The sequence below is a fragment of the Pseudomonas sp. E1BtOHC1 genome, assembly GCF_058744285.1.
Genome location: NZ_CP196023.1, coordinates 3,130,654 through 3,144,797, shown reverse-complemented (window position 1 = coordinate 3,144,797; position 14,144 = coordinate 3,130,654). Strand labels below are relative to the sequence as shown.

13 protein-coding genes and 4 tRNA genes are annotated in these 14,144 nt (G+C 56.0%); 7 read left to right on the top strand and 10 right to left on the bottom strand.

Annotated elements, in window-relative coordinates; genetic code table 11:
• Positions 1-135 precede the first annotated feature (135 nt).
• From ACSSVC_RS14565 to ACSSVC_RS14555, 3 genes are all read left to right on the top strand, one after another.
• Entirely contained in the window at positions 136-1,224 is a 1,089-nt protein-coding gene (locus ACSSVC_RS14565; RefSeq protein ID WP_123725710.1) for an asparaginase, read from the top strand.
• A gap of 203 nt (positions 1,225-1,427) precedes the next feature.
• Positions 1,428-1,697, top strand: coding sequence for a DUF1654 domain-containing protein (locus ACSSVC_RS14560; protein ID WP_102863635.1), 270 nt, complete (start codon positions 1,428-1,430; stop codon positions 1,695-1,697).
• A 4-nt stretch (positions 1,698-1,701) separates the two neighbouring features.
• Positions 1,702-2,391, top strand: coding sequence for an endonuclease (locus tag ACSSVC_RS14555; protein ID WP_346631682.1), 690 nt, complete (start codon positions 1,702-1,704; stop codon positions 2,389-2,391).
• Between the two features lie 52 nt (positions 2,392-2,443).
• Here ACSSVC_RS14555 and ACSSVC_RS14550 read toward each other — a convergent pair whose 3' ends face one another.
• Positions 2,444-2,800 carry an SPOR domain-containing protein gene (locus tag ACSSVC_RS14550; RefSeq protein WP_492612565.1) on the bottom strand — a complete coding sequence of 119 codons (357 nt, stop codon included), beginning with the start codon at positions 2,798-2,800 and terminating at the stop codon, positions 2,444-2,446.
• A 264-nt stretch (positions 2,801-3,064) separates the two neighbouring features.
• On the opposite strand from ACSSVC_RS14550, the gene csrA reads away from it, so the two are divergent.
• A complete protein-coding gene (gene csrA / locus ACSSVC_RS14545) occupies positions 3,065-3,259 on the top strand; it encodes a carbon storage regulator CsrA (protein WP_007920550.1) in 195 nt (64 codons plus the stop codon).
• Between the two features lie 238 nt (positions 3,260-3,497).
• On the opposite strand, the gene ACSSVC_RS14540 is transcribed toward csrA, so the two are convergent.
• The 4 genes from ACSSVC_RS14540 to ACSSVC_RS14525 all read right to left on the bottom strand — a co-directional run bounded on the left by ACSSVC_RS14540 (position 3,498) and on the right by ACSSVC_RS14525 (position 7,005).
• Complete coding sequence (locus ACSSVC_RS14540; RefSeq protein ID WP_446440539.1) at positions 3,498-3,929, bottom strand: VOC family protein; 432 nt, start codon at positions 3,927-3,929, stop codon at positions 3,498-3,500.
• Positions 3,930-4,166: 237 nt separating this feature from the next.
• Positions 4,167-5,633, bottom strand: a complete 1,467-nt coding sequence (locus tag ACSSVC_RS14535) for a carbohydrate-binding protein (RefSeq protein WP_346631684.1) — start codon at positions 5,631-5,633, stop codon at positions 4,167-4,169.
• 45 nt (positions 5,634-5,678) lie between these two features.
• Entirely contained in the window at positions 5,679-6,308 is a 630-nt protein-coding gene (locus ACSSVC_RS14530) for a lytic polysaccharide monooxygenase auxiliary activity family 9 protein (protein ID WP_346631685.1), read from the bottom strand.
• A gap of 346 nt (positions 6,309-6,654) precedes the next feature.
• The gene (locus ACSSVC_RS14525) at positions 6,655-7,005 is read right to left on the bottom strand and encodes a hypothetical protein (protein WP_346631686.1); all 351 of its coding nucleotides are present in this window, start codon (positions 7,003-7,005) and stop codon (positions 6,655-6,657) included.
• Between the two features lie 309 nt (positions 7,006-7,314).
• On the opposite strand from ACSSVC_RS14525, the gene ACSSVC_RS14520 reads away from it, so the two are divergent.
• Together ACSSVC_RS14520 and prfH are read left to right on the top strand one after the other, a co-directional pair.
• On the top strand, positions 7,315-8,448 hold the full coding sequence (locus tag ACSSVC_RS14520; protein ID WP_346631687.1) for an RNA ligase RtcB family protein: 1,134 nt from the start codon (positions 7,315-7,317) through the stop codon (positions 8,446-8,448).
• Complete coding sequence (gene prfH, locus ACSSVC_RS14515) at positions 8,448-9,074, top strand: peptide chain release factor H (protein ID WP_492612439.1); 627 nt, start codon at positions 8,448-8,450, stop codon at positions 9,072-9,074. The genes ACSSVC_RS14520 and prfH overlap by 1 nt, the downstream gene beginning before the upstream one ends.
• 1,322 nt (positions 9,075-10,396) lie before the next feature.
• On the opposite strand, the gene makC is transcribed toward prfH, so the two are convergent.
• Together makC and ACSSVC_RS14505 are read right to left on the bottom strand one after the other, a co-directional pair.
• On the bottom strand, positions 10,397-10,831 hold the full coding sequence (makC, locus tag ACSSVC_RS14510) for an alpha-pore-forming tripartite toxin MakABE regulator (protein ID WP_492612438.1): 435 nt from the start codon (positions 10,829-10,831) through the stop codon (positions 10,397-10,399).
• Positions 10,832-11,959: 1,128 nt separating this feature from the next.
• Positions 11,960-12,036 (bottom strand) — tRNA-Val (locus ACSSVC_RS14505).
• 187 nt (positions 12,037-12,223) lie between these two features.
• Between ACSSVC_RS14505 and ACSSVC_RS14500 the strand changes: the two genes are divergently transcribed.
• Positions 12,224-13,507 carry an NAD(P)/FAD-dependent oxidoreductase gene (locus ACSSVC_RS14500; RefSeq protein ID WP_492612437.1) on the top strand — a complete coding sequence of 428 codons (1,284 nt, stop codon included), beginning with the start codon at positions 12,224-12,226 and terminating at the stop codon, positions 13,505-13,507.
• Between the two features lie 209 nt (positions 13,508-13,716).
• Here ACSSVC_RS14500 and ACSSVC_RS14495 read toward each other — a convergent pair.
• From ACSSVC_RS14495 to ACSSVC_RS14485, 3 genes are all read right to left on the bottom strand, one after another.
• Positions 13,717-13,793 (bottom strand) — tRNA-Asp (locus tag ACSSVC_RS14495).
• Positions 13,794-13,894: 101 nt separating this feature from the next.
• Positions 13,895-13,971, bottom strand: a tRNA-Asp gene (locus tag ACSSVC_RS14490).
• A 59-nt stretch (positions 13,972-14,030) separates the two neighbouring features.
• Positions 14,031-14,106: transfer RNA gene (locus ACSSVC_RS14485), tRNA-Val, on the bottom strand.
• Positions 14,107-14,144: the final 38 nt, after the last annotated feature.

Here is a 14,144-nt window from a genome sequence, read left to right as displayed (position 1 = left end):
AAAATACTTATCAGGCCAAGGTAGCGCTGGTACAGATCCTGCTCAATCCTCACTGCCTCGCCGCATACAGATCTGCGGCCGAGGTGTTTCTAGATGAACCTGCATCAGCACCGTCTCACTACTAGAGAGAAAATAATGAAATCTGCCTTCAAAACCTTCGTTCCGGGCGCTTTGGCCCTCCTCCTGCTTCTGCCTGCGGCCGTGCAGGCCAAAGAGGCTGAAACCCAACAGAAACTCGCCAACGTCGTGGTCCTCGCCACCGGTGGCACCATCGCCGGCGCCGGCGCCAGCGCCGCCAACAGCGCCACCTACCAAGCAGCCAAAGTCGGCATCGAACAACTGATCGCCGGCATCCCCGAGCTGAGCCAACTGGCTAACGTGCGTGGCGAGCAAGTCATGCAGATCGCCTCGGAAAGCATCACCAACGAGAACCTGCTGCAACTGGGTCGCCGCGTCGCCGAGCTGGCCGACAGCAAAGACGTCGATGGCATCGTCATCACCCACGGCACCGACACCCTGGAAGAAACCGCCTACTTCCTCAACCTGGTGGAAAAGACCGACAAGCCGATCGTGGTCGTCGGCTCCATGCGCCCAGGCACCGCCATGTCGGCTGACGGCATGCTCAACCTGTACAACGCAGTAGCCGTAGCCGGCAGCAAGAACGCCCGCGGCAAAGGCGTGCTGGTTACCATGAACGACGAAATCCAATCCGGTCGCGATGTCAGCAAGATGATCAACATCAAGACCGAAGCCTTCAAGAGCCCATGGGGCCCACTGGGCATGGTAGTGGAAGGCAAATCCTACTGGTTCCGCCTGCCTGCCAAGCGTCACACCATGGATTCGGAGTTCGACATCAAGAACATCAAGAGCCTGCCTGACGTAGAAATCGCCTACGGCTACGGCAACGTCAGCGACACTGCCTACAAGGCCCTGGCGCAAAGCGGCGCCAAAGCCATCATTCACGCCGGTACCGGTAACGGCTCTGTGTCCTCCCGCGTAGTGCCAGCCCTGCAAGAGCTGCGCAAGAATGGCGTGCAGATCATTCGCTCTTCCCACGTCAATGCTGGCGGCTTCGTACTGCGCAACGCCGAACAGCCTGACGACAAGAACGACTGGGTTGTGGCTCACGACCTGAACCCACAAAAAGCCCGCATCCTGGCCATGGTCGCCCTGACCAAGACTCAGGACAGTAAAGAACTGCAACGCATGTTCTGGGAATACTGACAGCCCCCCGCTCGACCGGTTCCGGTCGAGCAGGCGTCAACCACTCGCCCCCTCCGGGCGAGTGGTTCCGCCCCCCTGACAGCCTCGCCGCACCCTCCCCCCGTAAAAAATCTCCCCCACCCGCGAGACAAATGCGTAAAGCGTGGTCAGAGGAACTTCTTGAATCTTAAGCAGTTGCGAAATGTCCTACAGTTAAATACTGTATACACGTACAGCTTATTAAGGATTGTTCCGTGGCCACGACCCAAACGCCCCTCAGCTCCTACGAACGCCTGGGAGTACGCATCCAGAAAATCATCAACTCCCCTACCGCACAGAAAGCCAAGGCAGCCCTGATTTTCCGTCTCGCCGATGAGCCTCAGGACGAGTGGGAACGGCTCCTGGAGGAAATCGCCGAGAACGACAACGTCACCCTCGCCTATCGCGACGATGGTGGCGTGCAAATTTTCTGGGTCGTACCGAAGGAAGACTGAGTTGATGAGTGTCCGCTGTTTTGCCGTACTGCTGTTTTTCGTCACCTTCACCGCCCAAGCCGATGCCCCACGCACCTTCAGCGAAGCCAAGAAAGTTGCCTGGAAACTCTATGCCCCTCAATCAACCGAGTTCTACTGCGGCTGTAAATACAACGGCAACCGGGTAAACCTCGCCGCTTGCGGCTATGTACCGCGCAAGAACGCCAAGCGCGCAGAACGCATCGAATGGGAACACATAGTGCCGGCCTGGCAAATCGGTCATCAGCGCCAATGCTGGCAGCAAGGCGGGCGCAAGAACTGCACCCGTACCGACTCGGTTTATCAGCGCGCCGAAGCCGACTTGCACAACCTGGTACCAAGCATTGGCGAAGTGAATGGCGACCGCAGCAACTTCAGTTTCGGTTGGCTGCCGGAGCAATCGGGGCAATATGGCTCATGCCTGACCCAGGTGGACTTCAAGGCCAAGAAGGTCATGCCCCGCCCTTCGATTCGCGGCATGATCGCCCGCACCTACTTCTACATGAGCAAGCAATACGGTCTGCGCCTGTCGAAACAGGATCGACAGCTCTTCGAGGCCTGGAACAAAACCTATCCGGTGCAGGATTGGGAACGCCAACGCAATCAAAGCGTGGCTTGCGTGATGGGGCGCGGAAACGAGTTTGTCGGAGCCGTCAACCTCAAGAGCTGCGGCTGACCCAGAAGCGCCCCCTGGATACGGGCGCCTCTCGATGTGGCGGGAAGAGGATTTACTGCGCAGCCTGGTGCTCGATGACCGTGACATCGATGTCACGTTTCTTGGCCTTCACGAGTTTCTCGACCACTTCAGTCTTTTTCGCCTCGGCCTCGGCCTGGGAAGCAAAAGGCCCGAGCAGCACCCGCTTCTTGCCTTCCACGGTCACCACATTGGACATGATCCCGTGCTCGATCAGCCAACCGGTGAGATCACTTATCGCCAGGGGCAGTTCGCTGCCCACCCACACATCCCACTGCGGCGTGGTGGAGGCCTGAACCGGCTGAACCTGCGCCGCCGCTGAAGCACTCTTGTTCGCCTCGACTTGCTTGCCTTCGCCGCAACCGGCCAATGCCAACGCCGCCATCATCATCGCTACTTTGCGCACAACCTACCCCTAGAAAGTCTGAGGCGGCGATTTTAGCACTCAAGGCACGAGAGACCTCGTCACAAAATCAGGTCGAAACAGGAAGAATGATATTTATTGGCTCTGTATAGTTGCGCCTTGGGAATTAATAGATCGTATGCGCGTCAGAAAGAGGCACCCACTCAGTGGAACTTCGCACTAATCTATACCTAAGACCGACCTCTGCACTGTTTGAATCTGGTGCCCTACAAAGCCATCAAGGAGAAGATCATGCTGATACTCACCCGCAAAGTCGGTGAAAGCATAAACATCGGTGACGACATTACGATCACCATTCTTGGCGTCAGCGGCCAACAGGTCCGCATCGGTATCAACGCGCCAAAAGACGTCGCGGTACACCGCGAGGAAATCTATCAACGCATTCAAGCCGGACTGACCGCCCCGGACAAACGCGAAACCCCATGAATCCAATGAGCACCCGCTCCCTGCCTGTGCCCAACAGCTGGCGCGGCGCGTGCCCTGTTTGCCTTGAGCTTCTCCCACAGAACACCTGCATGCTCTGACCGGATTGCGGCTACAACAGATTCCCGCCCACTGGATTATCGTCAAGCACTGACTATCGCCCTTTTCTGGCAAATAACCGACCGCGGCCTCCCGGTACGCGGCGCCTCAGCAATGCAGGCGTCGCACCGGGGTTCGGCGGTCAGGCGCTGACCACTGGCTTGAACCCCAGATCCTCAGTGAACCGCAGCAAGTAGCCGTCCGGATCGAGCACTAGCAGGTTCAATTCACCGTGCAGCAACTCATCATGCCGGTACCAGCACTCCTGGATCTCCCTGCGCAGGGCGAAACCGGCATGCGCCAGAGCGGCAGCCAGTTGGCGAATGTCCGGGCACTCGATGGACAAGTTCATGCCTCGGCCAAAAGGCGCCTGCAAGGGGCCGACGCGCCACGCGGACTCCTCTTGATCATCCTGTTCCAGCATCAACTGAGCGCCATTGAAAGAGAGAAAAGCAAAGAAGTGTTCCGGACGCTGATACTCCACCTTGAAGCCGAGGGTATCGCGATAGAAAGACAGGCTGCGCTCCAGGTCCGTGACCAGCATTTCCGGAACCAGGTTATTCATTTGAAACATCGCAAGCTTCCATTGCTCATTGATCGAGCCGCGAGACTACTCCCAAGCCGCCCCCAGGTGCACCCCCGCTTACCAATGATTACAACTGGGCCAAAGTCACACCCCGCGCCATGCCCACACACCTGCCGCCGGTCAGCCATGGACAGCCTTCAGGAGACAAATAAAGGCGACCCGCATTCGGATCGACAACATCCGTGCGGGTCGCCTTGCCATTGAGCAGAACAATGACGTCACTGCTCAGCCATGACGCTCCAGCAACACCTTGCTCCACAGGGTGAAAGCCACCGAGGGCGTCCATGCCGGGTTTGAAGTGTGCTCTTGAAGGCAGAGATAGCGATTACCCTCATAGCTCACTCCGTCCTCCCGGAGATAGCGCTGGTTGGTACGCCACTCAGGGAAACTCGGATCGACGACGCCACCCGCGGTCCTGACACTCAGGCTACGACTGGGCAACGATTCACGACCCTGAGTATCAGTGGCCGTGACGAAGTAGCTGTACTGGGTATCGGCACTCAACCCTTTGTCTTCGAAGCCCAGGGAAGTCGCCTGCCCCACTGCATTGCCATCGCGGTACAGGGTGTAGAACTCCACCGGACGCACACCACTGGAAGCGCTCCAACTCAAACTGACGCTACTGCGACTGGTGCCCACCACCTGCAGATTGCCCGGCGCCCCGGGACGCTCAGGCTCTGCGCCATCGCCATGGATCAGCGGCGCATAACGGTTACGGAACTCCCAGTTGTACTGCACACCCTGCCGGCTGACTCCGGCATCCCAGTTCACCGACCAAGTCATCAAGCCCTTGATGGCGTGACCAGCATCCTGCAGGCGCTTGAACGCATTGCTCACAGCCGCAGGATCGATGACATAGCCAGTGGCCGCAGCATCGACGTTGCTGGGCAAACCGATTACCAGCTTGTCCGCCGCAATTCGGGTGTAACCGCGAGAGCCCGAAGCCAGGCTATCAGTCAGGTAGAACAGGAAGTCCTCCTTCATCTGATCATTGTTCTGGGCAATCCATGCACCCTGCCCGCCGTTGGCCTCCTGCACCCAGAGTCCATCGCCACCCTGGTTGTAGTATTGCGGTGCGACAAAGTCGTAATAGCCCTCCAGGGCTTGCAGGTAAGCCACGTACTTGCCGTTGCTGGTCAGGTACGGAAACTCCGGCGCCATGCTGATGATGAAATGCTTGCCCTGGCCTGCATAGTGATCCTTCACCAGCTTCAAGGCTGCCGGCAGCACGCTCTTGTTGTCGGCGTAATCAATGGCACTCTGCTCCAGATCGATATCCAGACCATCGAAGCCGTATGTCTCCACCAGGCGGATGATTTCGTTGGCCAAAGGCTGCTCGTTGCCCTTGTGCAACTCGATATGCGCATCAGCACCGCCCAGGGAAATCAGCACGGCCCGCCCCTGGCTGTTAAGCACACCGACCTGACGCCGGAACTCGGCGTCCGAGAGGTTGTAGGGCTTGAAGGTGGGAATGCCGTTGCCCTTCATGAAGGCTACCGCCACCACGTTGTATTCCTTGGGGACATCCAACAGGTTCAGGTTGGCAAACTGCCCCTGCTGATAACCATCGGCAGGACCGGCGGCCCAGTTATGCCAGAAACCCATGAGGATCTTCTTGCCGGCAATGCTCGGCATCATGGATGCCGCATCTGCTGCTTGACTCTTGATTAATGCAAAGTCGATTTTATTCACGCTCTAATCCTTCAGAACTGTTAAAGGGTGCTGTACGACCGAGACTTACTTGAAGTCCAGATCGAAGGCCTGATAAAACCCGTTGCCAGTATTGGCGACAACCCACACCAGCACCACAACATGGTGGCCTTTCTTGTTTTTTGGCAGCACAACTTCATGATTAGTTTTGGCCTTCAATACCGAGCCGAACTTGTCGAATGGAACTTCGGTATAAAAATCCTGATAAAAAGCCTGAGGCTCCAGCTGCGCGCGACTGATGCGCTGCTTAGGGTCCCAACCATCTTTAGTGATGAACCAGCTGTAGCCACGAGTGACGTGAGGCGCGGTGTACTCCCATTGCACCTGGAATACCTGGCCGGGGTCCACATTGAGCAGCGGCCAGCTGAAGGCACGATTGATTTTCTTCGACATTTCCTCATTGGTGAAGTTGATGCAGTCGCGCTCATCCACCTTGCCACCACTGAGAATGTGGCCATCTGCGGGTGGTACGGCGCTCCCTACATCGCTGTCGTAAGGTTTCGGGAAAGGCCCGGCGGTCAGAGCCGGGAAGTTTTTCCCGCCTTCCATTTCATTCACCTGCCAGGTTCCCAGCAATCCCAGCTCTACAGCAACCGCACCACGACTGGAAGGCGAAACGACGCGACCATGTTTAAGTTGAGCTTGTGGCTTGTTCATATATTTCACTCCATTGATTAATTAAGTCTTGCTCCTTGTTGAGCACCTTTAACTTAGCGCACTTTTCTCGACTTTTTTCATCACGCCACAAACTAACCATTCAGAACAATTTGCACAACTCAGCGCCAGCCCTATTAAACCCTAGGCTTCGTTATTTGAACTGACACTTTAAAGAGTCAATGTATTACACGCTTTTCTACACTAAAACTCATACTTTCTACCGAGATAAAATATCAAGCCGCACAACTTGCGTTGAAAACACGACACCCAGAAACAACAAAACCCGGCGATTGCCGGGTTTGCTGCCAGAAAGGCTGAGTGCCTGCGCCTGAAGCGCTGCCTGGGCTTACAGACAGGTCGCCAACGCCGCCAGTCGACGCTTCGAAACAGAGTTGTCCTCGATCGCGAAATAGTGGACAGCGGTGCCCGAGGGCTCGGCCTTGATATCCACGAAGACTTCCGCAGAACGGGTATACACCGTATATCCGCCTACCTTGCCAGGTTGCAGGTAGGCCGCCGCATCCACACCAAAGACCGCTTCATCCTGCCAGGCGAACTGTACGCATTGCGCCACCAGTTGATCGGCCTTGGTCGAGGTCAGGGTCTTGTTGGGTGTTCTTGTCCGGGCATCGTCCATGGTGGAACTCGCACAGCCAGCCAATAACACTGCAACCATCACTGCCATCAAAACCCGCATGCTGCCACCTCGTCCATAAAACGCGAGAGTATCGCTTACACGGCGGGAAAAAGCCGTTTGGGCAGAAGAAAAAATGCCGCGAGGCCAGATGCCTTTTGTTTACAAACCCCATTGCCAGGCCTCAGGCAAAGGATTAATCTTCGCGCCCCTTCCCACACTTTTGCCAAGGAGATCCACCATGCAACAGCTGATCACCCCTTGCAGGACGTGCCTGGTTTAAACGCTGTATCCGCTACCCGTTAGCGTCTTCGCTTAACCCCGTTCCGTCCTGCCACTACCTGAATATTTTTTTCCAATCAGGAATTGGACATGGACACTTGCATCCGTCATTTGTCGAATGGCGTCTCTCTTATCGCCTCCGACACCACCTGGATCGAAGACAAAGCGCTCCAACAACTGCACACCACCGCCCAACTACCCGGCATGCGCCAGGTTGTCGGCATGCCGGACCTGCACCCAGGCCGGGGCTACCCGGTGGGTGCGGCATTTTTTTCCACCGAGCGGGCCTACCCGGCCCTGGTGGGCAATGACATCGGCTGCGGCATGGCGCTGTGGCAAACCGACCTCTCCAGCAGCCGCCTCAACCTCGACAAGCTGGAAAAGAAAATTGGCAATATCGACCTCCCTCTGGATGAACAGTGGGATGAAGAACGAGCGCAACTGGGACTGCCCCTCACCGGCCACGAGCACTCACTGGGCACCATTGGCGGCGGCAATCACTTCGCCGAACTGCAGCAGCTCGATCAGGTGTATGACGCCGCAGCCTTGCAGGCTCTGGAACTGAATCCAAAAACCTTGTTGCTGCTAGTGCATAGCGGCTCTCGAGGCCTGGGAGAGGCCATCCTGCGGCGCCATGTGGATCAGCACAGGCACAACGGTCTGGAGATGACCAGCGCCGCTGGCATCCGGTACTTGCAAGAGCACGACGAAGCCCTGCGCTTCGCCGAAGCCAACCGACGACTGATTGCCGAACGCCTGCTGCACAACCTGCGAGCCAAGGGGCACGCCACTCTGGACATCAACCACAACCTGGTGTCCCCGGCGAATATCGATGGCGTCGCGGGCTGGCTGCATCGCAAGGGCGCCACACCATCGGACCAGGGTCCGGTGGTCATTCCGGGCTCCCGGGGTGACTACAGCTACCTGGTACAGCCCAATCCGACGCCTGTCAGCCTGTTCTCCCTGGCCCACGGCGCCGGACGCAAATGGCTGCGCAGCGACTGCAAGGGCCGGCTGGCGACCCGCTTCAGCTTCGACCAGCTCAAGCGCACTCAACTGGGCAGCCGAGTGATCTGCGAGGACCGCGGATTGATGTACGAGGAAGCACCCGAAGCCTACAAGAGCATCGACAGCGTAGTCGGCAGCCTGCGGGACGCCGGCCTGGTACAGATCATCGCCCGGCTCAAGCCGGTACTGACTTACAAACGCCGGGGGTGCTGCTGATGCTGCTCTTACAACTGTCCTCTGCCCAGGGGCCTGCCGAGTGCGAGCTGGCGGTGACCAAGGCTTTGCGTCTCCTGTATCGCGAAGCCGAGGCACAAGGCGTACTTACCAGCCTCGTCGAGCAGGTAGCTGGCCACGCCCGGGACACCCACAAGTCGGTCCTGATAAGCCTCGATGGCGAACAGGCTGCAAGACTGGCCGAACGCTGGACCGGCACCCTGCTCTGGACCTGCAAGAGCCCGTTCCGGCCTGGACACAAACGCAAGAACTGGTATTTCGCCGGACAACTGTTCAAGACTCCACAGGACAGCATGGACGGCCAAATCCGCTTTGAAGCCATGCGCGCCTCAGGTCCGGGCGGGCAACACGTGAACACCACCGACTCCGCCGTACGCGCCACGCACCTGGCAACCGGAATCAGCGTCAAAGTGCAGTCCGAACGCAGCCAGCACGACAACAAGCGCGTAGCACGCCTGCTAATCCTGCAGCGCTTGGCAGATCGGCAACAACAATCCGAGGAAGCACTGCGCCTGCAACGCCGCGACGCCCACCACCGAGTGGAGCGCGGCAACCCGGTACGCAGCTTCAACGGCAACGGATTCACCCCTCAAGACCACGTGCCATAGGATAATCGCTCCGAAGTCCTCGGAACCATCACTTATGCAATGCAACACCCTTCGGTCGTCAATAAAATCGCCTCACTTCTGGGATTTGAAATATAGTCCCAGACCCGACCCTCTATGTCGGAGGGCTCTCAATGATGTTTAAAGACGACTTCTTAAACTCTCACATTGACAACAGCCATGACAGCTCGAGAAATCTTTACCGACGCTTAAACTTGCTTTATTACGCCCCTCCAGACTGAACACTTGAAAGTGGAGAAACCCTTGAGCACTGGGATGACAAAGTAAAAACCCAAAAGACTATTACTTCAAAACTCAATCGACTAGTCGCAATGGAAACAAATAAAACTTCCTGACACTCAGCCAGCGGAGTAAATATCGATTTTCCACGCTGCTGCGTTTCAAATTACTACTTCTCTAAAACCGCTCCGGATAGTGACGAATACTTTCACGTTACATCTTCCAATGGAAGGCCCACTGAGACTGAGCGCCGGATAATTAGCATCCTTGATAATAACGCAAGAAATATTGTATCCAAGCCCCTTAAAATTGGACGAGAATAAGAACCAGGCCAACAACACAAGAAAAATTGATAACTCATACCTCCTGAATCCAGCCGCCAAGTCCACTCTCACCATAAAGCGCATGGCGGCACATACTGTTAAAAAGCCACTACAACCAGCCCAAAGACGAACAGCAGCAAAACGATGATCTGCTTACTAAAGCTCCCCGCCCTCGAACTGAGTTCAAATGGATTACTGAAGAGCGGGCATCTTTAAAAGCTCGCTGCAGACATTACCAAGGAGCGCAACCGAAGCAGTCCTTTATCATGCGCACTCCAATAGACACATTTAGCTGACGCTCAGGAGCAATCCTAATGGTTATCACATCTGCCTGAGCCACCATCTACTCACAGTAAAGGCAACGGAAAACTGCCAGGTTCAATCAAACATTCGTGACCGGAGAGCGAGCGGATTCTATGGTTTGCAATCGAATTAGATACGCCGTATTTCCCTCTGTCCGCCGAGGAGGACCACAACGTCGACGCCCCACTGCATCGATCTCGCCATTCCAGTCTCGCGCTACCCCGAAAGCAGGTGAAGCAAGGGTGCGCGGGCTGTCAGTGTTGATTCAGTTCACTGCACCATACGGCTCTCGACATCTAGATCTTCCCGAGGGCTATCCTGGATACAGACAGATAAAAAACACAAAAAAGCCCAGTTCGATGACAGGGCTTTTTTAAACTTCATACTGAGGCAACCAAACAAACTGCCTACAAGCAAAAGCAATTTACCTGTAGTTTATCTACGCCGTGACTACGCTCCTCACAATTTCTGGCTCACCTGAATGAATGCCTTGCACTTCAGAACCGCACCATTCATTTCAAGAGCAACTTCGTATTCCCACCGACCCGTTTTACTCCGCGACTGGATCTGACCGCGAAAGTGATGATCGCCAGGGCTCTTTATTTCCATTGGCACGCAGATTTCTTCGGCAATCATCGGCCCGTAAAAGCTGATGATTTTTACATGGTTCTGAGGCACAACCGGGGCCACACGCCAGTTGACGAACTGCCCATTCAGACAGGCTGTAATGAGCCCTGACCGGCCTTCAGAAACAGACCCTGAGCTTTTATTATTGTCCACCAAATATGCATTATCCTCTAGGTCTTTCGTTGCCAAAGCATTCTCAACATCCACCACAACCAAGACATTGATATCTTTGAAGCCAGCAGCGTTTCCAGTATCAACATTCGCCATAACAACACTCCTTTTGTATAAGTTATCCGCCTAACTCCATTCAAACAATCCTGACGGAAACTTGAGAGCAGCACTTTTTCTTGAAAGCAAATTTATCGATAGCTATCAAAAAACCTAACTTACCGCATCAATCATTGTGCAAATCTGTACCAAAAGCGGATCAGATAGTGCCTAAGCACTAAAGCAGAGCTTTGCTCAAATAAATTAGTAAGCCATCACCTAGATTGTCGATATCAAAAACTCGACCAACGGCGCCAACATCACCCCGCCCAGCAAATATATAAGACGAAGACAGACAAACTGCCTTAGCACTGCGCTATCGGCTTATAAGTATCCAGATCGCCTGTGAGGCCGACTTTGCCGTGGATGAATTTCAGGTAATAAAAACCCGACTCAATGTTCGGGTTCGGACATACGTGCGCGTGTCGCGTTACTTGTGCGCCATGGGAAAGCTGATCATCGACGCCGCGACCTCGCCGCCCTGGCTGAAGCGCGCAATCCGCCTCCCCTAGCCAGCCTTCAGCGCCGGGACGACATCGTGACCTGACTGAAGTCGGCTGCCGACATAGAGAAGAACACGCCAACCGTTTCGCCAGGAAAGCCCCAGGACAATGAAAACCCTGCGCACCTCAAAATCACCATGGACGCTGAGCTTCGGGACGTGGTCAGGGAATGCCTGCGCTCGCAACTGGGCTCGCCATACCCATCCACTACAAGCCCAAGGCCCGCCGGCGGGAACAGATCGACGCCAAGAACCACTAGACGTCGGTCACACCTGACTACCCGACCAAGAAGCGCAGTAAAGCCAGGGACGCAGCGTACGCACATGACCAAGTTCCAGCCGGTGAGCGCCCCACTTTTCATCAGATCCGGGCACTGGGCGCCTGGCTGTATGAGCAGCAGCAATTCCCCCAGGAATACATCCAGACGCTTATGGGCACTCGGACGAGAAGATGACAAAACACTATCAAGAGGGGCACGGCGAAAAGAAGATCAAGTACCTGGAGGTAGGCGCCGAATTGGCGTTCTGAGGTGGGCGTTTTGCAAAGCCTTGAAAATCGCAGACAACAAAAAAGGGCCCACCTTTCGGTGAGCCCTTCTAGACCGCCCAGCAGAGCGGATTTTGTTTGGTAGGCGCGATTGGACTCGAACCAACGACCCCCACCATGTCAAGGTGGTGCTCTAACCAACTGAGCTACGTGCCTGCTGTGAGGCGGCATTCTACGGAATTCCAAAGGGGTGTCAACACCTTTTTTGCAGCTAAGCCTATGAATATGCGAATTTTTTAATTCCGGGGCTGCGAAGAAGTTTTTCTTCCTGTCTGGTAGCGGATTTTCAACTCAGGTAGCATCGACGCACTCGTAAAATATATTAAACACATGAGGTCGCAGGATGGCGAACATTCCTTACCCACAGTCCTATTACGCTGCTTCCGCCAATGCGGCCCCGGAACGCCCACAATTGCAAGACGAGGTTGAAACCGACGTCTGCGTGATCGGCGCAGGTTACACCGGCCTGTCCAGCGCCCTGTTTCTTCTGGAAAACGGTTTCCGGGTGACCGTGCTCGAGGCCGCCAAGGTCGGCTTCGGCGCATCCGGCCGCAATGGCGGACAGATCGTCAACAGCTACAGCCGCGACATCGATGTGATCGAACGCAGTGTCGGTCCCAAGCAAGCACAACTGTTGGGCCAGATGGCGTTCGAGGGCGGCCGTATCATCCGCGAGCGCGTCGCCAAGTATCAGATCCAGTGCGATTTGAAAGATGGGGGCGTGTTTGCCGCACTGACCGGCAAGCAGATGGGCCACCTGGAGTCGCAGAAGCGTCTCTGGGAGCGCTATGGGCACACTCAGCTGGAGTTACTGGACGAGCGGCGGATTCGTGAAGTCGTAGCCTGCGACCAGTACAAGGGCGGCATGCTCGATATGAGTGGCGGCCACATCCACCCACTGAACCTGGCCCTGGGTGAAGCGGCTGCCGTGGAATCCCTGGGCGGGACCATTTACGAACAATCCCCAGCAGTACACATCGAACGAGGCGTCAGCCCTGTAGTGCATACCCCGCTGGGTAAAGTCCGCGCCAAGTTCATTATCGTCGCCGGCAACGCCTACCTGGGCAACTTGATTCCAGAGCTGGCAGCCAAATCCATGCCTTGCGGCACCCAGGTGATCACTACCGAGCCCTTAGGCGATGAGCTGGCAGCCAGCCTGCTGCCTCAGGACTACTGCGTCGAGGACTGCAACTACCTGCTGGACTACTACCGCCTCTCCGGCGACAAGCGCCTGATCTTCGGCGGCGGAGTAGTGTATGGCGCCCGTGATCCGGCCAATATCGAAGCGATCATCCGGCCGAAGATGCTCAAGGCCTTCCCGCAACTGCAAAACGTGAAGATCGACTACGCCTGGACCGGCAACTTCCTGCTGACCCTGTCGCGCCTGCCACAAGTTGGCCGCCTGGGAGACAACATCTATTACTCCCAAGGCTGCAGCGGACACGGCGTGACCTATACCCACCTGGCGGGAAAGGTCCTGGCAGAGGCCCTACGCGGCCAGGCAGAGCGTTTTGACGCCTTCGCCGACCTACCCCACTACCCTTTCCCTGGAGGCCAGTTGCTGCGCACCCCATTCACGGCACTAGGAGCCTGGTACTACAGCCTGCGAGACAAGTTCGGTTTCTGATAAAAGACCTTTCTGCGCCCCAATAAAAAACCGCCCAACAGGCGGTTTTTTTATGCTCGGACATTGCCACTCAAACAGCACAACCACCCCACGCTGATCGCAAAAACAAAAAACCCCGGTCTTTCGACCAGGGTCTTTGCTATCGATGCGAATCAAACCAAAGGCTTGTTCCGTTGCCTCAAGGTGTTCAGTGATCCTTGAGGCTGATATGGCGCAGCGGACGGGACTCGAACCCGCGACCCCCGGCGTGACAGGCCGGTATTCTAACCGACTGAACTACCGCTGCGTATCGCTTGGACTTGCGTCCATGTGAACCGTTTAAATCGTCTGACTAAAAAGCCTTAAAACTTTTCAGTCTCAAACCAGGTAAGCCTGATCTGGAAAATATGGCGCAGCGGACGGGACTCGAACCCGCGACCCCCGGCGTGACAGGCCGGTATTCTAACCGACTGAACTACCGCTGCGCGTCGGTTGGAGGCTTCCGTGGAAGCTTCCGTCTTTCTTGCGAAAGACACTCAGGAAATGGTGGGTGATGACGGGATCGAACCGCCGACATTCTGCTTGTAAGGCAGACGCTCTCCCGGCTGAGCTAATCACCCTTTGCTTCGCTGAGGCCGCGAAATTTACGCAGGTAACG

Coding starts and splice junctions, on each gene's coding strand:
- ACSSVC_RS14555 (WP_346631682.1), top strand. CDS start 1,702: ATGAGTGTCCGCTGTTTTGCCGTACTGCTGTTTTTCGTCACCTTCACC.
- ACSSVC_RS14520 (WP_346631687.1), top strand. CDS start 7,315: ATGGACACTTGCATCCGTCATTTGTCGAATGGCGTCTCTCTTATCGCC.
- ACSSVC_RS14500 (WP_492612437.1), top strand. CDS start 12,224: ATGGCGAACATTCCTTACCCACAGTCCTATTACGCTGCTTCCGCCAAT.
- ACSSVC_RS14525 (WP_346631686.1), bottom strand. CDS start 7,005: ATGCGGGTTTTGATGGCAGTGATGGTTGCAGTGTTATTGGCTGGCTGT.
- ACSSVC_RS14540 (WP_446440539.1), bottom strand. CDS start 3,929: ATGTTTCAAATGAATAACCTGGTTCCGGAAATGCTGGTCACGGACCTG.
- ACSSVC_RS14565 (WP_123725710.1), top strand. CDS start 136: ATGAAATCTGCCTTCAAAACCTTCGTTCCGGGCGCTTTGGCCCTCCTC.
- csrA (WP_007920550.1), top strand. CDS start 3,065: ATGCTGATACTCACCCGCAAAGTCGGTGAAAGCATAAACATCGGTGAC.
- ACSSVC_RS14530 (WP_346631685.1), bottom strand. CDS start 6,308: ATGAACAAGCCACAAGCTCAACTTAAACATGGTCGCGTCGTTTCGCCT.
- prfH (WP_492612439.1), top strand. CDS start 8,448: ATGCTGCTCTTACAACTGTCCTCTGCCCAGGGGCCTGCCGAGTGCGAG.
- ACSSVC_RS14550 (WP_492612565.1), bottom strand. CDS start 2,800: ATGATGATGGCGGCGTTGGCATTGGCCGGTTGCGGCGAAGGCAAGCAA.
- makC (WP_492612438.1), bottom strand. CDS start 10,831: ATGGCGAATGTTGATACTGGAAACGCTGCTGGCTTCAAAGATATCAAT.